The sequence below is a fragment of the Burkholderia sp. BKH01 genome, from assembly GCF_025685725.1.
GTDB lineage: Bacteria > Pseudomonadota > Gammaproteobacteria > Burkholderiales > Burkholderiaceae > Burkholderia > Burkholderia pyrrocinia_C.
In genome coordinates this window covers 1-17153 of the sequence record NZ_JAOTQT010000027.1, presented here as the reverse complement: position 1 = coordinate 17153, position 17153 = coordinate 1, and the positions used below count along the sequence as shown (strand labels likewise).

Below are 17153 nucleotides of genomic sequence, written 5' to 3'. Positions count from 1 at the left end.
TCGATCCGTCACCCGTTCGTCGCACCGCGCGAACCGCACGGGATGCCGATAATACGCGGACTGCCGGAACCGGTAAAAAGTTCGCGCGGCACGCAGCCGCAAGGCTTTGTACAATGGCCCGGTTCGCCTGGCCCGTGCCGCGGGCCCGTCCCCCACTCCACCGATCTCGACGACCATGTCCGACAACGCCTCCTCCACCGTGATCCGCCGCGCCGACTACACGCCGCCGGCCTTCCTCATCGATTCCGTCGCGCTCGAATTCGATCTCGCGCCGGCCCGCACGATCGTCAGGAATACGATGCGCGTGCGCCGCAATCCGGACGCCGCGCCCGCGCCGCACCTGGAGCTGCTGGGCGAAGCGCTCGAATTCCTCGGCGCACGACTGGATGGCGCGCCGCACGGCGCCGTGCGCGCGCACGAACACGGGCTGACCGTCGAGAACGTACCCGACGCATTCGAGCTGACGCTCGAAAGCGCGTGCGCGCCCGATCAGAATACGACGCTGTCGGGCCTGTACGTGTCGAGCGGCAACTTCTTCACGCAGTGCGAAGCCGAAGGCTTCCGCCGCATCACTTACTTCCTCGACCGCCCCGACGTGATGGCGTCGTACACGGTCACGCTGCGCGCCGACAAGGCCGCGTACCCGGTGCTGCTGTCGAACGGCAACCTCGTCGATTCGGGCGACCTGCCCGACGGCCGCCACTTCGCGAAATGGGAAGACCCGTTCCGCAAGCCGAGCTACCTGTTCGCGCTCGTCGCGGGCAAGCTCGTCGCGATCGAGGAAAAGATCACGACCGGCTCGGGCAACGAAAAACTGCTGCAGGTGTGGGTCGAGCCGGCCGATCTCGACAAGACGCGTCACGCGATGGATTCGCTGATCCACTCGATCCGCTGGGACGAAAAGCGCTTCGGCCTCGAGCTCGATCTCGACCGCTTCATGATCGTCGCGGTCGGCGACTTCAACATGGGCGCGATGGAAAACAAGGGGCTCAACATCTTCAACACGAAGTACGTGCTGGCGAACCCCGAGACCGCGACCGACACCGACTTCGCGAACATCGAATCGGTGGTCGGCCACGAGTACTTCCACAACTGGACGGGCAACCGCGTGACCTGCCGCGACTGGTTCCAGCTGAGCCTGAAGGAAGGCCTGACGGTGTTCCGCGACCAGGAATTCTCGGCCGACATGGCCGCGGGCGACGAAGTCGAATCGGCGGCCCGCGCGGTCAAGCGCATCGAGGACGTGCGCGTGCTGCGCCAGTTGCAGTTCGCCGAGGACGCGGGCCCGATGGCGCACCCGGTGCGCCCGGAGAGCTACGTCGAGATCAACAACTTCTACACGATGACCGTCTACGAGAAAGGCTCGGAAGTCGTGCGGATGTACCAGACGCTGTTCGGCCGCGACGGCTTCCGCAAGGGGATGGACCTGTACTTCAAGCGCCACGACGGCCATGCGGTGACCTGCGACGACTTCCGTCACGCGATGGCCGACGCGAACGGGCGCGACCTCGCGCAGTTCGAGCGCTGGTACAGCCAGGCCGGCACGCCGCGCGTGTCGGTGCGCACCGCATACGATGCGGCCGCGCGCCGCTACACCGTCACGCTCGCGCAGGGCTACGGCGACGCGTCGCCGGCCGCGCGCGAAACGCAGCAGGGGCCGCTCTTGATTCCGTTCGCGATCGGCCTGATCGGCCGCGACGGGCGCGACCTGCCGCTGCGCCTCGACGGCGAAGTCGCCGCATCGGGCACGACGCGCGTGCTCGACTTCACCGGCACCGAGCAGACCTTCACGTTCGTCGACGTGCCGGAAGCACCGCTGCCGTCGCTGCTGCGCAACTTCTCGTCGCCGGTGATCGTCGAGTACGACTACAGCGACGACGACCTTGCCTTCCTGCTCGCGCACGACAGCGATCCGTTCAACCGCTGGGAAGCCGGCCAGCGCCTCGCGACGCGCGCGCTGCTGACGCTCGCCGCGCGTGCCGCCGCGAACGAGCCGCTCACGCTCGGCGAAAACTTCGTCGCCGCGTTCCGCCGCGTGCTGACCGATGCGACGCTGTCGCCGGCGTTCCGCGAACTCGCGCTGACGCTGCCGTCGGAAACCTATCTCGCCGACCAGATGGCCGAGGCCGACCCGGCCGCCGTGCATCGCGCGCGCCTGTTCGTGCGCCGCCGGCTCGCGACCGCGCTGCGCGCCGACTGGCTCGCCGCGTACGAGCAGCACCAGACGCCCGGCGCATACGAGCCGACGCCGGAGGCCTCCGGCCGCCGCGCGCTGAAGAACCTCGCGCTCGCGTATCTGGCCGAACTCGACGACCCGGCCGACGCCGTGCGCCTCGCGACCGCGCAGTACGACGCGGCCAACAACATGACCGATCGCGCGGCCGCGCTCGGCGCGCTGCTGTCCGCCGCGGCCGCAGCCGCGGGTGCGGACGAACCGGCCGAGCATGCGCTCGACGACTTCTACCGTCGCTTCGAGAAGGAAGCGCTCGTGATCGACAAGTGGTTCGCGATGCAGGCCGCACAGCGCGGCACGCCCGCGCAGCCGACGCTCGCGAAGGTTCGCAAGCTGCTCGCGCACCCCGCGTTCAACCTGAAGAACCCGAACCGCGCGCGCGCGCTGATCTTCAGCTTCTGCGCGGCCAACCCCGCGCAGTTCCATGCGGCGGACGGCTCCGGTTACGCGTTCTGGGCCGAACAGGTGCTCGCGCTCGACGCGATCAACCCGCAGGTCGCGGCGCGCCTCGCGCGCTCGCTCGAACTGTGGCGCCGCTTCACGCCCGCGCTGCGCGACCGGATGCGCACCGCGCTCGAGCAGGTTGCCGCCGGCGCGAAATCGCGCGACGTGCGCGAGATCGTCGAGAAAGCGCTCGCCTGACGCAAGCGAGCGCATCGCGCCCGCGCGATAAAGCCGGTGCCGCCTGACGCGGCGCCGGCTTTTTTATTTTGCGCGAGTGCGATTGGAACCGGGCGGAATCGCGGGGTCCGATCGCGCAATTTGCCGCCGCCGCGATGCGCACCCCGCCCGTCGCCGACACCGGAAGCCGGGCCGATCCGGCCGCCCGGCCTTGTAACCGGACGAAAAAAGCCGGCGGCACGCGAGGCGCGACGGGTAAAATTGCGGCAATTCAAGGATTCTTTGGCCTTTCGGAGTCTGTCATGTCCATTGCCCGCCGCACCACGCTGTCGAAGTTCCTGATCGAACAGCAACGTGAGACCAACAACCTCCCCGCCGACCTGCGCCTGCTGATCGAAGTCGTCGCCCGCGCGTGCAAGGCGATCAGCTACAACGTGTCGAAGGGCGCGCTCGGCGAAGCGCTCGGTACCGCCGGCAGCGAGAACGTCCAGGGCGAAGTGCAGAAGAAGCTCGACATCCTGTCGAACGAGATCCTGCTCGACGCGAACGAATGGGGCGGCAACCTCGCCGCGATGGCGTCGGAAGAAATGGAAACGTTCTTCCCGATCCCGGCCAACTACCCGCGCGGCGAATACCTGCTCGTGTTCGACCCGCTCGACGGGTCGTCGAACATCGACGTGAACGTGTCGATCGGCACGATCTTCTCGGTGCTGCGCTGCCCGGACGGCAAGCAGGCGACCGAGGAATCGTTCCTGCAGCCCGGCACCGAGCAGGTCGCCGCCGGCTATGCGGTCTACGGCCCGCAAACGGTGTTCGTGCTGACGACCGGCAACGGCGTGAACTGCTTCACGCTCGACCGCGAAGTCGGCTCGTGGGTGCTCACGCAGAGCAACATGCAGATCCCGGCCGACACGCGCGAATACGCGATCAACGCATCGAACGCGCGCCACTGGTACGACCCGGTCAAGCGCTATGTCGACGAGCTGAACGCCGGCAAGGACGGCCCGCGCGGCGACAACTTCAACATGCGCTGGATCGCATCGATGGTCGCCGACGTGCACCGGATCCTGAACCGCGGCGGCATCTTCATGTACCCGGCCGACAAGCGCACGCCCGATCGCCCGGGCAAGCTGCGCCTGATGTACGAAGCGAATCCGATGTCGTTCATCGTCGAACAGGCGGGCGGCGCCGCGACGACCGGCACGCAGCGCATCATGGAAGTGCAGCCGACGGGCCTGCACCAGCGCGTGCCCGTGTTCCTCGGTTCGAAGAACGAAGTCGAGCGCGTCACCGGCTATCACGACGAAGCCGAATAATTTGCACTGCAGCACTGGACGGAGATGCGCGACGCAAGTACAATCGCGCCTCGCGATGTGGCCCTGATCGGCCGCATCGCAGTGAAGTGAAAGCGGGAAGTCCGCCGGATCGATGGTTTCGCGAAGCAGCAGCAGTAGCAAGCTGAAAAAAGTTCGCAAAACCTATTGCCAAGATCTCGGATTTGACCATATAATTTCATTTCTCTGCTGCCGGTGTAGCTCAGTTGGTAGAGCAGCGCATTCGTAATGCGAAGGTCGTAGGTTCGACTCCTATCTCCGGCACCAAGACATAAAGGTCTGACAAGCATCGCTTGTCAGACCTTTTCTCTTTTCCGGCGCCGAAATCGCACGCTCGCCCTCTCCCCGCGCCACGTCCGCTTGCGGGCATCTCCCGAGTCACGCGTCGCGCACCGCCGATTACAATCGCCGGACCACACCGCCCTCTCCCCGCATCATGCGCACCTGGCGTCTCGAGCGACCGAACCTCACCGGGCAACTGGACGTGTCCCGCGCGACGCGCCTCGTCGCCGCGATCGGCGGCAACGAACCGAACGCATTCGCGGCCGAAGTCCTGAAGCTGTTCGACGACGCGCTGTCCATCACGCAGTGCACGATCTTCGCGTACGAATTCGGCAACCGTCCGCGCACGATGTCGGTCGCCGATCATCGCGGCGGCCGCTACCTGCGCGACCTCGCCGACACCTACGCACGACATTTCTACGCACTCGACGGCAACCAGCAAATCGTGTCGACCGCACATCGCGGCGCACGCCGCCACGACCTGCTGCTGCACCTGCAGGCCGGCGACGAGATCGGTCACGAGGCGTATCGCGCGGCCTGCTACCGCGGCCCCGACGTGTCCGACCGGCTGGCGCTGCTGATGCAGCCCAACGATGCGAGCTGGCTGTCGATCAACCTGTACCGCGCGCATCGCAGCGGCGCGTTCCAGCCGCGCGAGATCGCGGCGATCGAAGCGCTCGCACCGCTGATCGCGCAGGCCGCGAAGCATCACTACGCGCTCGCCGGCGCGATGCAGGTCGGCATTCCGCAAATGATGCTCGCACGGCTGCGCAGTGCGTGCCCGGCGTTGTCCAAGCGCGAACTCGACGTGCTGCGCGGCGTGCTCGAAGGCCAGACCGCGCACGAGATCGGCGACACGATCGGCGTGAAGGCGTCGAGCGTCGTGACCTACCAGAAGCGCGCGTACCGGCGCCTCGGTATTTCGGGCCAGCGCGAGCTGTTTGCGCTGTGCCTGCGACCTTGAGCCGTCTCGGCTCGCGCTGAGCCTGCCGCGGTCACGCCTGCATCCAGTCGCTGTACCCGGAATGGGGACAACGGCGGCACGACCGGCTTCCATACTGCAGCGACCTGTTGCCCGCATTGCATCGTCGATGCGCAAGCGTCGAAGCAGATCACCCTGGAAGCCAACGATGGACATCGAATTCAAGCCCTACCCGTTCGTCGCCGAACGCCATCCCGCGCGTCTGCCGGACTGCGTCGACGGCATCGATACGCGCCGGCATCGCGTCGCGATCGTCGGTGGCGGCCCCGTGGGCCTCGCCGTCGCGCTCGGTCTTGCAAACCACGGCATCCGCAGCGTGCTGATCGAGGCCGACGACTCGGTCTGCCACGGCAGCCGCGCAATCTGCATCTCGCGGCGCAGCCTCGAGATCGTCGAACGGCTCGGCGCGCTCGACGACTTCCTGCGCACGGGGTTGCCGTGGGCCGGCGGACGCAGCTTCTACCGTCGCGACGAAGTGCTGCATTTCAAGATGCCGCAGGACGAGAACCAGAAGCTGCCGCCGATGGTGAATCTCGCGCAGTACCACATCGAGCAGTTCCTGCTCGACGCGGCGCTGCGCCGCCCCGAGCTCATCGATATCCGCTGGCAGACGAAGGCCATCGGTGTGACGCGGCAGCCGGACGGCGTGCGCCTGGACGTCGACACCCCGCTCGGCGGCTACGCGCTCGACGCCGACTGGGTCGTCGCGTGCGACGGCGGACGCAGCACGATGCGCGACGCGCTCGGACTGTCGCTCAAGGGCACGAGCTACGAGGGCCGCTACGTGATCGTCGACATCATGCTCGACAGCGACCGGCCGACCGAACGGCTCGCGTACTTCGATCCGTCGTCGAACCCGGGTTCGACGGTTCTCGTCCACAAGCAGCCCGACAACGTATGGCGGATCGACTACCAGTTGCGCGACGACGAGGACGCCGAAGCGGCCGTGAAGCCCGAGAACGTGATCCCGCGCGTGCAGAACCTGCTCGACATGATGGGCGAGCGCGGTGCGTGGTCGCCGATCTGGATCACGATCTACAAGGCGAACGCGCTGACGCTCGAACGCTACCGGCACGGCCGCGTACTGTTCTGCGGCGACGCTGCGCACCTGGTGCCGATCTTCGGCGTGCGCGGTGCGAATTCGGGCATCGACGATGCCGACAATATCGCGTGGAAACTCGCGTACGTGATCCGCGGCCTTGCGTCGGACACGCTGCTCGACAGCTACTCGGACGAGCGCGTGTTCGCGGCGCACGAGAACCTGCGCTACGGCACGAAGAGCACCGAGTTCATGGCGCCGCCGTCGTTTGCATTCGAGTTGATGCGCAAGGCCGTGCTGACACTCGCGGTCCGGCATCCGGCGCTGCGCTCGCTGATCAACCCGCGCCAGACATCGGCAATCGCGTATGCGGCGTCGCCGCTCAACGCGGCCGAACGCGACACATTTGCAGCCGGCCCGGCGCCGGGCACAGTGCTCGCGGAATGCCCGCTGATGCTGTACGCGGCGCGCGGCGGCGACACTCGGCGCGGCCATCTGACCGATCTCGTCGCGCCGCGCTTTACCGCGTTCTGCTTCACGATCGACGGCGTGCCCGATCCGTCGCTGGCCGATCTCGAACGACGCCTGCAGGATGCGCGGATACCGTTCGCAGTCGTCACGCTCGCACGGCATGCGGCGCCGCGGGCACCGGCCTGCGGCGGCCATGACGACGACGGCCGGCTGTTCGACATGTACGGCGCGCGTGACGGCACCGTCTATCTCGTCCGTCCGGACGGGCACGTACTCGGCCGCTGGCACGACGCTCGCGCCGACGATGTGGCCGCCGCGCTCGAACGCGCACTCCATCCGCACGCATCAACCGATCGTCAGGAGACCGCATGATGACCGACGCCGAACGCGACACGCTCTACACCGATCTGTGCCGCACGATGACCCGTATCGGCGAAACCGACGCATCGCTCTTTCTCGCCCGTTTCGCACTGCTGTCGATCGAGGCGATCGGCGATACCGCAACTGTCGCACGGCTGATCGCCGACGCGAGCGACGGGCTGCCCGATGCAGGCATGCAAGCATCGGCGCACGGCGGCGAACGTTCCTGACTGACGGACTTCATCACCGCCCATTTCTTACAAATTCATTTCGCCACGCATCGTCCACGCGCGAGCCGTGCCATGGGCAGGCAAATTCCCTGGAAAATCAGCTTAAGGGTGCATAACATTACTTAACGATTCTGACCCGCCTATCGCGTTACATTGCGTGGGCGGCGCGGCGGGTCGCAATGCCGCCTTCACCCAGCTTGCGGCGCGACAGCCGAAGTCCGGTCATTTCGACTCAACACAAGGAGAGGACCACCATGACTCATGGCTTGATTATGTGGCTCATCATCGGCGCGATTGCCGGCTGGCTTGCCGGCCTGCTCGTCAAGGGCGGCGGCTTCGGGCTGATCGTCGACATCATCGTCGGGATCGTCGGCGCGGTGATCGGCGGCTGGCTCGCCGGGATGCTCGGCATCAGCATCGGCAGCGGCTTCATCGGCTCGGTGATCGTCGCGGTCGTCGGCGCGGTGATCCTGCTGTTCGTGATCCGGCTATTCAAGCGAGCGGCCTGACGCTTCTCTCTACGCGCCTTCGGGCGCGTTTTCGCATCAGGCCGGCGCGCGGCCCGTTCGCCGCGCGCCACCGGCCCGTTCAACGCTTCGCGCTGCGCCGGCCGTCGAGCATGCCGGCCGTCAGCAATCCGCTGCGCGCCTCGCGTGCGCCATTGCGCCCGATCCACACGGTGCGCGGCATTTCCCCTGGCCATCCCACATCGAGCACCGCGCGCAGACGCTCGGGCATCGGTTCCGCGTTCGCATACTGCGCGACCTGCGGCGGCAGGTTCATCTGCGCGAGCGCCGCCGACATGCTGATGTGCGCGGCGTGCGGCTCGGCGGCCGTCGGCACGTCACGCATCGTGCGCGCCGGCGGGCGACAGCGCCGCGAGCCGCAACGCTCAGCCGGCCGCGAGCGATTTCACAGCGACCACTTCAGTTCTCCATAGAAAGTTCGGCCCGGATACGGATGGAACACGTAGTAGCGGCGATCCGTCAGGTTGTCGATGCCGACCGACGCGGTCCAGTGACGGTCGAAGCGGTAGCGTGCCTTCAGGTCGACGACCGTGAACGAGCTCGTGCCGCCGTAGACGTCCGGATTCACGTCGCTGTTGTCGAGCGTGTTGAACTGGCGGCCCGAGTAGCGAACGCCAACGCTCGCGAGCCAGTGTTCGTCGAAGCGATACGACGCGAGCAGGTTCGCGCGCATGCGCGGAATACGCGGAAAGCGCGAGCCGACATAAGCGGGATTCGCGGCATCGGCAAGGATCTGCGCGTTGCTCGCCGACACGTTCGCGTCGATCGCGAGCCCCTTCAGCCCGACGTTCTCGCCGCTGAACGCGAGTTCGACGCCGCGCACGCGCACGCGGTCGACGTTCGAGATGTTGGTGACGGTCGACGCGCCCGACACGGTCGTCTGGCTGTAGATCGAATCGCGCAGGTCGCTCTGGAACACGCTGGCGCGCACGACGCCGACGCCCACGTCCCGTTCGGCGGTGAAGTCCCAGTCGATCGCCTTTTCAGGCCGCAGGTTCGGGTTGTTGTTGACGATCGCATTGTTCGAGATCGTGCCCTGGAACAGTTCGCCGACCGTCGGGAAACGCGTGCCGGTTGCGAACGACAGCCGGAAGCGCCAGACGTCCGTCGCGTCCCATTGCAGCGCGACTTTCGGCGACAGCGCGTTCGCGCCGCGGTCCGCATAGCCGAGCGTGCCGGTCGCGTTGCCGAGCGCGCCGCCGTATGCATCCCAGCGCTCGTAGCGCAGCCCAAGCGTCGCGAGCCAGCCCGGCGCGAAGCGCCACGCATCCTGCGCGAACAGCGCCTGCGTGCGCGTATCGCCCCGATAGACGCTCGCGAGCGACGTGGTCGGCCCGGCCAGCCAGTCCGCCGTGTTGTACGTGACGTTGCGCAGGAAGTAGTTGTCGTAGTGATAGCCGAACGTGAACGTGTGGCCCTTCACTTCCGGCGCCTCGGCCTTCAGGTCGAGCGTGCGCCAGCCCGTGCCGTCGCCCTGGAACAGCGTGCCCGCACCGCCCCGCACGGTCGACGCCGCGCGCAGCACGTCGCGCGACACGTCGTACGCGGACACGACGCCCGACAGCCGCCAGCCGGAATCGAGCCGGCCGTTCAGGCCGAGCGCATACAGCCAGTTCTCCTGGTCGCCGCGCTGCGGCGCGAACGCATTCGGCGCGACGGTCATGCTCTGGCCGCCGATCGACACGTTGCCACCGTAGACCGGATTGCCGGCCGCATCGCGCAGGAAGGATTCGCCGTGCTGCCGGTAATGGTTCTCCCAATGCCCGAGCGTGAGCGTCGCGTCGACATGGTCGGTGAACGCGTAGCCCATCCGGACCGTCTCGTTGAGCTGCTCGGTCCGCTCGATCGTCTGCGCACCGACGATCGTCCGCGGCTTGCCGTTGGGCCCGATGTCGGTCGCGGCGCCCGTCACCGGCACGGCAGCGCCCAGCTTCGGGTTGTAGGCGGAGTTGGGGCTTGCGTACTGCATCGGCTGCCCGTTGTTCTCCAGCCGGTCGAGCGACAGCGCGAACCAGAACCGGCCGACGCGGTTCGCGATCCGCGCGGTCTGGTGATTGCCGCCGAAGCTGTCCGCGAACCCGTAGCCGTCGTGGTAGCGCTGCGTAAAGAACTGCGTCGACAGCGACGCCTCGAGCTTTTCCGGGCGGCGCGTCGTGAGCAGCACGGTCGAGCCGATCGAATTGCCGGGATACAACGCGGAAAAGGGGCCATAAAGCACGTCGACGCGTGCGATGTCGTCAGGCGGAATCAGCGACCAGCGCGGCGGGTACGCATAGCTCGAGCCTAGCAGGTTCGACAGCAGCACACCGTCCGCGTAGACGAGCCCGCGCGCGCTCTGCAGTTCGTTGAAGTCGCGGCCCGCAAACACGCTGTTGCGGTCGCCGATATAGCGCTTGCGAACCATCAGGTTCGGCGCGTACTTCAGCGCGTCCTCGGCGGTGACGTTGGTGTGCGTATCGATCTGCTCGCGCGTGATCGACTCGACGACGGCCGGCGTATCCGGATCGACGGGTTGCCGCTGCGCGGTCACGCTGACGGTAGTCAGCGTATCGCCGGCCGTGGCAGCCGGCACGGCTGCGACAGCGGAGGCCGGCTCGGCACCGGTGGAACGATCGATACCGCTGCGGGCCGGATCGATGCGTGCATCATCCGGCGAGGCCGCGTGGGCGGCCGGCCATGCGAAAGCGGCCGCGCATGCGAGCGCGAGCCGGCCGCGCGACGACCGCGCGGCGAAGGTAGACGACATGAGTGAATTCCTGAAAACGTGATCGGACGCCGCCGGACACGAGCAGGCGCGCCGCGCACGAGCGGCGCGGCACGCGGACCCGGCCGCGGGCGGCACGCGCGCCACCGGGGCGCGCGGACGACATCAATCAGATCGGCGCGTTTTCAGGCGGGGCGCGCGGTTGCGCGAGGCGGATCCCCTTGCGGGGGAAATCGGGAATGGCCGGTGCGGCCGCGCGGTAGGCGAACGTCCGCACGAAGCCCGGCATTTCGGGCAGGCTCGTGCCGAGCGCGACGTTCGCCGCGAAGCCCGGACAGTACACGCAGTGCGGCACGCCGGCATGGTCGAACGACGACGCGTCGCGGTCGTCGCCCGACTGCGCGAGCACGACCTGGCGGGCGCCCGCTGCACTGCACAACTCGAGCGTGAGCTCGCCGGAGCCGCTCGACGCAAGACGCGCATAGCCGATGACAGGCGACAGTACATTCAGTACCAGCGCCAGCCACACAAGGCCGATCCAGCGCGTCGTTCGTTTCATCGCGGTCCAGGAAAAAGTGCGCGCAAGTATAACAAGCGGCCCGATTGTTGCCGATTGCGCACGACGCAATAGTCGGCATCACACCTCGTCGCACTTCGCATCGGAGCGCATGTGCCGTTAATACAACAGAGACAAAATCTAACGATTCGCCTCTGGCATAAATCCAAGCACGAGGTTGATAATTATCGAACCTGCTGGAGAAACCACCATGGACGAAAGACCAACTCGCATGCCACCGCCCGAGCAAGTGATGAGCCCGGATCCGGAACCCGTCGGCGTGGAATTCCTCGCCGAATTGCCCGAGCACGTCCGGGCATTCTTCGACGAGCAGCACAAGCTGTACTCGCCGAAGTGAACGCCTGTTCGGTTCTGTAACCGCCACGTGTCGATCATCGCAATCGTGCGGTTCATCGCTGCGCATCGCGCGCAATTCGCGTCGCACCCGGGCCGCAACAGCCTGACGGTGCCGGATCAGTTCGCCTGCTGATTCTCCTGTCGCGTCGCTACGCCGCGCGACTGTCTTCGTCTATTCTTCTGGTTTTCCACGTCCGGCCTGCCCGGCTCTCCCGATCATTCCGATGAAACAAGCCATTCGTGCCAGCGTCGCTGTCGCCGCGCTCGGCATCGCCCTCTTTTCGTCGCCGCGCATCGCCAGCGCAGACGGCGACGACACCGCGCTCACCAACGTCGTCGCGCTCGCGTCGCAGCGCCTCGCGCTCGCCGAACCGGTCGCGCGATGGAAATGGGCGAATCACAAGGCGATCGAGGACCAGCCGCGCGAAGCGGCACTGCTCACGTCGGTCGAGAAGCGCGCGGCACAGGCCGGCGTCGATCCTGCGTTCGCACGGACGTTCTTCGAGGATCAGATCGCCGCGAGCAAGGACGTCCAGAACGCACTGTTCGCGACCTGGCGCGCGACGCGGCCGCCCGAGGGCACGCCACCCGATCTCGCGACCAGCACGCGCCCGGCGCTCGACCGGCTGACGCAGAAAATGCTCGCGGGCCTCGCGCAGGTCGCGCCGCTGCGCGATGCGCCCGATTGCCAGGCGCGGCTTGCGCGCAGCATCGCGAACTGGAAGACGCTCACGCGCTATGACTCGACGCAGACGCGGGCGCTCGACACCGCGTTGTCGCACATCTGTTCGGCCGGCGGCGCAAGCGCGATCGGCTGACGCGGCAGGCGTCGCGGCGCGGATTGCGCCGCTGCGCTCAACCCGCGGGCGTCAGCGCGGCAAGCGGAATCAGTTGAAGCCCGCGCGCGAGATGTGTCTGCAGCAGGCGATGGGTGAAGGGTTCGAACGTGCCGTCCGCCGCGTCGGCCACGAGCCGCGCGGCCGCGTCGAGCGATTCGGCCGAACCGAGGTAGCGCCAGCCGTCGATCACATGAAACAGGCGACGCTCGCCGTTCGCCTCGAACGCAACTGCGCCCTCGAACGGCCAGGGCGCACCGCCCGCACGGGCCGTATCGGCCGCCGGACGCCGGTTGTACGACGGACGCAGCCGGGTGATCCATTGCGCTTCGGCCAGCATCGCGCCCAGTTCATTACCGGTCTCGCACCATTCGACGCGCCGCACCTGCTGCGCGAGCCGCATTTCCTTCGACGAGCGCCGTTCGCCCGTCAGCAGCGCGCGCAGCCGCTGCCGCACGCGCACGCTGCGGCCAACATACAACGCTTCGTCACCCTCCCCGAACAGCGCGTACGCACCGCACCCGGCCGGCGCGGTGTCGAGCCAGGCTTCGGTCAGATCGCCGGCCAGACGGAAGTGGCGCGTCGTGCGAGCGATCTGGTCGCGCAGCCGCTCGAGCGGCACGATGTCGTGCAGCTGGCGCCAGAACTGCCAGAGCAGGTCGGCATCCGCGAGCGCCCGGTGGCGCGCGGCCGGAACGAGGCCATGCCGTTCGATCAATGCGTCGAGCCCGTGCCGCGATTCGCGCGGGAACAGCGCGCGTGACAGCCGCACCGTACACAGCACATCGGGATTGAACGCAAAACCGGCGCGCTCGAATTCGGCACGCAGGAAACCGCGGTCGAAACTCGCGTTGTGCGCAACGAACAGCTTGCCGTCGAGCCGCTCGAACAGCGCAGGCGCGAGCGACGCGAACGACGGCGCGTCGCGCACCATCGCGTCCGAAATACCCGTCAGTTGCTGGATGAACGGTGGAATCGACTGGCCCGGATTGACGAGCGCCGTCCACGTCGACACGCCGAGCGGGCCGATTTCGACCACACCGATTTCGGTGATGCGATGCTCGGCGGACGAGCCGCCGGTGGTTTCAAGGTCGACGAAGACGAGCGGTTGTTCGCTGGCAGGATCGGACAGACGGGAATCGGACATGAAAAGACACGGAAACGATGCTTCCGTGAGTATGCACCGGTATGCGTGTTCGCGGCCAGCACGGACGGGAACGATCCGCCCCCGGAAAACAAAAAGCCCCCGCCATGCGGGGGCTGGACGTGATCGGTAACGCGTGACGCGTCAGACCGCCTGGATATTCGCTGCCTGCTTGCCTTTCGGCCCGACTTTCACTTCGAACGAAACACGCTGGTTTTCCTTCAGCGTCTTGAAGCCGTCCATCCGGATTTCGGAAAAGTGCGCAAACAAATCTTCACCACCATTGTCCGACGTAATAAAGCCGAAACCTTTAGCATCGTTAAACCATTTCACGATACCGGTATCCATGTCTTCGTTCCCCACTCGATTAGATCAAAAAAGCTATTTTTATAGCCGTTTCCCGAAATCCCGAAACATTGCGCCAGCACCCGCACCAGCACGCCGCCCGAGGACGGAGTGCTGACTTTATAAATTGGACAATCCAGGTGCGTCAAGAAAATTTTTGACGGCCTCTTTATCAAAAAAGCGCTAATACCACTGGAATCGGTACACCGTCGCCTTTGATTAATTGATTCGCATCAAAAACCTGTCATTATTACCGGGATCGGATCACCAATAATCCCGACCACGAAAATCCTACCGGGGACAAATCGACTCGGTAAAATCCTCGGGTTTTTTCCGGGTTGCGGAAATCCGGGGACATTGCGATGCTGATGTAACGCCGAAAGGAAGGAGAGGGTCATGTGGCTGGACGAAATCAAGCGCTTCGCGAGCCGGCTCGGGCGCGTACGCCGCAAGTCCCGCGCCCTGGCCGAGTCCGCTCGCGAAGCACCGTGCGATACTGAGTTCGATACGACGTGGCACGGTGATCACTGGCAGAACCTGCTCGCGTCGCCGCTGGATGCCCGTCACTACGTGATGGAAGACTGGACCTACACGCCGCCGCACACCGAACCCGAGGAAGCCGCGCCGACAGGCAAGCGCAAGCGGCGCTCGTACGCGCAATAGCGCACGGAGAAGCGGGGCAAAAAAAAAGCGCGACTGGGAAGTCGCGCCGACAAAGGTTTGGAGATCTTTTCCGTCAACGAAAAAGTCTGCTTCGGAAAGCAGAGATCGCAGTATAGCGAGAGAACCACCTTTCATTATTCATGCTCCACACAAACCTCTATTGCCGATGCGTCAATAATCGCGCTAAGGCTGCCGCCGCCCGCTGATCGCCTGTCGCGATCACGCAACGCCCGTTACGCAGTCCTGATCGCCATTCCCCTTCGCTGCACTGCCACAAACCCTTGATGGGTAACGGTTTCCGCATGTTTTTCGATCTTTGCGGATTCCAAAATACACTATTGCTTAAAGCGTGACCCTCCCCCGCTTCGCGCACTCCGTACACTGCAAATGGCTTTCTGATACGCGCACCGTCGTTCTGCCGGGCCGGTCACAGCGTCACCCAAACATGCCGGTTCGGCAGCAGGTTCGATCGACATCATCCTGTTTGGAGACAGATCCATGAAAAAAACTCTGATCGTCACCGCGTTGTCGGGTGTATTCGTTACGGCAGCACACGCACAAAGCAGCGTTACGCTATACGGCCTGATCGACGCAGGCATCACCTACACGAACAATCAGCACGGCCACAGCGCCTGGCAGGAAACGAGCGGCTCGATCAACGGCAGCCGCTGGGGCCTGCGCGGCACCGAGGATCTGGGCGGCGGCCTGAAAGCGATCTTCACGTTGGAAAACGGCTTCGGCATCAACAACGGCACGCTGAAGCAGAACGGCCGCGAATTCGGCCGGCAAGCGTTTGTCGGCCTCGCGCACGACAGCTTCGGTTCGCTGACCTTGGGCCGGCAATACGACAGCGTCGTCGACTATCTCGGGCCGCTGTCGCTGACCGGCACGCAGTACGGCGGCACTCAGTTCGCGCATCCGTTCGACAACGACAACCTGAACAACTCGTTCCGGATCAACAACTCGGTCAAGTACCAGAGCGCGAACTACAACGGGCTGAAGTTCGGCGCGTTGTACGGCTTCTCGAATTCGTCCAGCTTCTCGAACAACCGCGCGTACAGCGTCGGCGCGTCGTACAGCTTCATGGGCTTCAACGTCGCGGCCGCGTACATGCAGCTGAACAACAACATCAATTCGCTGGCGCTCGCGGCGACCGATCCGGGCGCGGTCGCCGGCGACTGGACCTTCGCGGCCAGCCGCCAGCGCACCTGGGGCGGGGGCCTCAACTACACGTTCGGGCCGGCGACCGCGGGCTTCGTGTTCACGCAGACGCGCCTGACCGATTCGGCCGGCATCAGCGCGGGCCAATCCGGCGTATCGGGCGGCATTCCGCTGGCGGGCGGCACCCGCTTCAACAACTACGAACTGAACGGCCGCTATGCGCTCACGCCGGCGCTGTCGCTCGCGGGTTCGTACACGTACACCGACGGCCGTCTCGACGGCCAGAAGCCGAGCTGGCACCAGTTCAACCTGCAGGCCGACTATGCGCTGTCGAAGCGCACCGACGTGTACCTGCAGGGCGAATACCAGCGGGTGCTGGCGGACGGCCTGCCGATCGGCGCCAACATCAACGGGCTGGGCGCCGCATCATCGACCAACAAGCAGATCGCGGTCACGGCCGGCCTGCGCCATCGCTTCTGAGCGACCGGCATATCCGCTGCTTCACGCCGGATGACGAAGCGCCCCGCCGGGGCGCTTTTTCTTTGCCGGAAAAAGTGGGCCGCCGCTCAGGCGCCCGGTGCCGGATAGCGGACGTCGAGTATGTCGATCGGCTGCGGGCCGGCCGGCGTCATCAGCGTGACGGTATCGCCGATCTTCGCCTTGATCAGCGCACGCGCGACTGGCGAAATCCAGCTGACGCAGCCGCGGTCGAGATCGACCTCGTCGATCCCGACGATCGTGACCGTGTGATCCTCGCCGTCCGGCGTCTCGTAATCGACCGTTGCGCCGAAAAACACCTGGTCGACATTCTCCTGACGGCTCGCGTCGACGACTTCGGCGAGATCGAGCCGCTTCGTCAGGAAGCGGATGCGGCGATCGATCTCGCGAAGCCGCCGCTTGCCATAGATGTAGTCACCGTTCTCCGACCGGTCGCCGTTCGACGCGGCCCACGACACGAGCCGCACGACCTCGGGGCGCTCGACGTCGATCAGGTTCAGCAACTCGTCCCGCAGCCGCTTGTGGCCGGCCGGCGTGATGTAGTTCTTCGCGCCCGCCGGAATCGCGGGTTGAGCCTGGTCGAGATCGTCGTCGTCACCGTCCGACTCTTTGACAAACGCCTTGTTCATGATGCAGATTCAACACGTGGATGACTGATGCTCCAAGGGTACACGAAGGGCGCCCCGCAAAGGTCGCGGCACGTAATTCGCGAATAAGGCTTCCCTTTTTATACAACCCTGCTATAATTTCGCTTCTGCGTGCGGCTGTAGCTCAGTTGGATAGAGTACTTGGCTACGAACCAAGGGGTCG

Annotated in this window: 15 protein-coding genes, 1 tRNA gene and 1 pseudogene; 11 read left to right on the top strand and 6 right to left on the bottom strand. The window is 65.7% G+C overall.

The annotated features are described in order from the left end of the window. Nucleotides 1-175 precede the first annotated feature (175 nt). The 7 genes from pepN (at nucleotide 176) to OEJ37_RS28645 (ending at nucleotide 8061) form a co-directional block, all read left to right on the top strand. A complete protein-coding gene (gene pepN / locus OEJ37_RS28675; protein ID WP_263347817.1) occupies nucleotides 176-2875 on the top strand; it encodes an aminopeptidase N in 2700 nt (899 codons plus the stop codon). Between the two features lie 281 nt (nucleotides 2876-3156). Continuing rightward, nucleotides 3157-4170 carry a class 1 fructose-bisphosphatase gene (locus OEJ37_RS28670; RefSeq protein WP_034182997.1) on the top strand — a complete coding sequence of 338 codons (1014 nt, stop codon included), beginning with the start codon at nucleotides 3157-3159 and terminating at the stop codon, nucleotides 4168-4170. A gap of 209 nt (nucleotides 4171-4379) precedes the next feature. After that, nucleotides 4380-4455: transfer RNA gene (locus tag OEJ37_RS28665), tRNA-Thr, on the top strand. A 169-nt stretch (nucleotides 4456-4624) separates the two neighbouring features. Continuing rightward, nucleotides 4625-5434, top strand: coding sequence for a helix-turn-helix transcriptional regulator (locus OEJ37_RS28660; RefSeq protein WP_175918941.1), 810 nt, complete (start codon nucleotides 4625-4627; stop codon nucleotides 5432-5434). Between the two features lie 166 nt (nucleotides 5435-5600). Further along, nucleotides 5601-7334: an FAD-dependent oxidoreductase gene (locus OEJ37_RS28655; protein WP_263347816.1), complete on the top strand. Its 1734-nt coding sequence runs from the start codon at nucleotides 5601-5603 to the stop codon at nucleotides 7332-7334. Then, nucleotides 7331-7552 (top strand): hypothetical protein, encoded by a 222-nt coding sequence (locus OEJ37_RS28650; RefSeq protein ID WP_175918943.1) that lies wholly within the window; start codon nucleotides 7331-7333, stop codon nucleotides 7550-7552. Before OEJ37_RS28655 ends, OEJ37_RS28650 begins: the two co-directional genes overlap by 4 nt. A 254-nt stretch (nucleotides 7553-7806) precedes the next feature. Beyond that, complete coding sequence (locus OEJ37_RS28645; protein ID WP_046545158.1) at nucleotides 7807-8061, top strand: GlsB/YeaQ/YmgE family stress response membrane protein; 255 nt, start codon at nucleotides 7807-7809, stop codon at nucleotides 8059-8061. A gap of 79 nt (nucleotides 8062-8140) precedes the next feature. Here OEJ37_RS28645 and OEJ37_RS28640 read toward each other — a convergent pair. The 3 genes and pseudogenes from OEJ37_RS28640 to OEJ37_RS28630 form a co-directional block, all read right to left on the bottom strand. Continuing rightward, nucleotides 8141-8359 (bottom strand): annotated as a pseudogene (locus tag OEJ37_RS28640) (TlpA family protein disulfide reductase); the annotation flags it as partial. A gap of 105 nt (nucleotides 8360-8464) precedes the next feature. Next, nucleotides 8465-10825, bottom strand: coding sequence for a TonB-dependent receptor (locus OEJ37_RS28635; protein WP_263347814.1), 2361 nt, complete (start codon nucleotides 10823-10825; stop codon nucleotides 8465-8467). A gap of 127 nt (nucleotides 10826-10952) precedes the next feature. Further along, nucleotides 10953-11342: a DUF2946 domain-containing protein gene (locus tag OEJ37_RS28630; protein ID WP_263347812.1), complete on the bottom strand. Its 390-nt coding sequence runs from the start codon at nucleotides 11340-11342 to the stop codon at nucleotides 10953-10955. Between the two features lie 208 nt (nucleotides 11343-11550). Between OEJ37_RS28630 and OEJ37_RS28625 the strand changes: the two genes are divergently transcribed. Continuing rightward, nucleotides 11551-11697, top strand: a complete 147-nt coding sequence (locus OEJ37_RS28625; RefSeq protein WP_009690993.1) for a hypothetical protein — start codon at nucleotides 11551-11553, stop codon at nucleotides 11695-11697. A 223-nt stretch (nucleotides 11698-11920) separates the two neighbouring features. Then, on the top strand, nucleotides 11921-12514 hold the full coding sequence (locus OEJ37_RS28620; protein ID WP_174417780.1) for a chorismate mutase: 594 nt from the start codon (nucleotides 11921-11923) through the stop codon (nucleotides 12512-12514). Between the two features lie 37 nt (nucleotides 12515-12551). On the opposite strand, the gene OEJ37_RS28615 is transcribed toward OEJ37_RS28620, so the two are convergent. Both OEJ37_RS28615 and OEJ37_RS28610 read right to left on the bottom strand, forming a co-directional pair. Beyond that, nucleotides 12552-13679, bottom strand: a complete 1128-nt coding sequence (locus OEJ37_RS28615) for an exonuclease domain-containing protein (RefSeq protein WP_174417781.1) — start codon at nucleotides 13677-13679, stop codon at nucleotides 12552-12554. A 141-nt stretch (nucleotides 13680-13820) separates the two neighbouring features. Continuing rightward, nucleotides 13821-14024, bottom strand: a complete 204-nt coding sequence (locus OEJ37_RS28610; RefSeq protein ID WP_027783827.1) for a cold-shock protein — start codon at nucleotides 14022-14024, stop codon at nucleotides 13821-13823. A 393-nt stretch (nucleotides 14025-14417) separates the two neighbouring features. Here OEJ37_RS28610 and OEJ37_RS28605 point away from each other — a divergent pair, with 393 nt between their 5' ends. After that, entirely contained in the window at nucleotides 14418-14684 is a 267-nt protein-coding gene (locus OEJ37_RS28605; protein WP_152855458.1) for a hypothetical protein, read from the top strand. Between the two features lie 498 nt (nucleotides 14685-15182). Continuing rightward, nucleotides 15183-16325, top strand: coding sequence for a porin (locus OEJ37_RS28600; RefSeq protein ID WP_152855459.1), 1143 nt, complete (start codon nucleotides 15183-15185; stop codon nucleotides 16323-16325). An 86-nt stretch (nucleotides 16326-16411) separates the two neighbouring features. Here OEJ37_RS28600 and greB read toward each other — a convergent pair whose 3' ends face one another. Beyond that, nucleotides 16412-16972, bottom strand: coding sequence for a transcription elongation factor GreB (greB, locus tag OEJ37_RS28595; protein WP_072436094.1), 561 nt, complete (start codon nucleotides 16970-16972; stop codon nucleotides 16412-16414). Between the last annotated feature and the right edge of the window lie 181 nt (nucleotides 16973-17153).

Coding starts and splice junctions, on each gene's coding strand:
- OEJ37_RS28670 (WP_034182997.1), top strand. CDS start 3,157: ATGTCCATTGCCCGCCGCACCACGCTGTCGAAGTTCCTGATCGAACAG.
- OEJ37_RS28620 (WP_174417780.1), top strand. CDS start 11,921: ATGAAACAAGCCATTCGTGCCAGCGTCGCTGTCGCCGCGCTCGGCATC.
- OEJ37_RS28610 (WP_027783827.1), bottom strand. CDS start 14,024: ATGGATACCGGTATCGTGAAATGGTTTAACGATGCTAAAGGTTTCGGC.
- greB (WP_072436094.1), bottom strand. CDS start 16,972: ATGAACAAGGCGTTTGTCAAAGAGTCGGACGGTGACGACGACGATCTC.
- OEJ37_RS28630 (WP_263347812.1), bottom strand. CDS start 11,342: ATGAAACGAACGACGCGCTGGATCGGCCTTGTGTGGCTGGCGCTGGTA.
- OEJ37_RS28650 (WP_175918943.1), top strand. CDS start 7,331: ATGATGACCGACGCCGAACGCGACACGCTCTACACCGATCTGTGCCGC.
- OEJ37_RS28635 (WP_263347814.1), bottom strand. CDS start 10,825: ATGTCGTCTACCTTCGCCGCGCGGTCGTCGCGCGGCCGGCTCGCGCTC.
- OEJ37_RS28645 (WP_046545158.1), top strand. CDS start 7,807: ATGACTCATGGCTTGATTATGTGGCTCATCATCGGCGCGATTGCCGGC.
- OEJ37_RS28600 (WP_152855459.1), top strand. CDS start 15,183: ATGAAAAAAACTCTGATCGTCACCGCGTTGTCGGGTGTATTCGTTACG.
- OEJ37_RS28605 (WP_152855458.1), top strand. CDS start 14,418: ATGTGGCTGGACGAAATCAAGCGCTTCGCGAGCCGGCTCGGGCGCGTA.
- OEJ37_RS28625 (WP_009690993.1), top strand. CDS start 11,551: ATGGACGAAAGACCAACTCGCATGCCACCGCCCGAGCAAGTGATGAGC.
- OEJ37_RS28615 (WP_174417781.1), bottom strand. CDS start 13,679: ATGTCCGATTCCCGTCTGTCCGATCCTGCCAGCGAACAACCGCTCGTC.
- pepN (WP_263347817.1), top strand. CDS start 176: ATGTCCGACAACGCCTCCTCCACCGTGATCCGCCGCGCCGACTACACG.
- OEJ37_RS28655 (WP_263347816.1), top strand. CDS start 5,601: ATGGACATCGAATTCAAGCCCTACCCGTTCGTCGCCGAACGCCATCCC.
- OEJ37_RS28660 (WP_175918941.1), top strand. CDS start 4,625: ATGCGCACCTGGCGTCTCGAGCGACCGAACCTCACCGGGCAACTGGAC.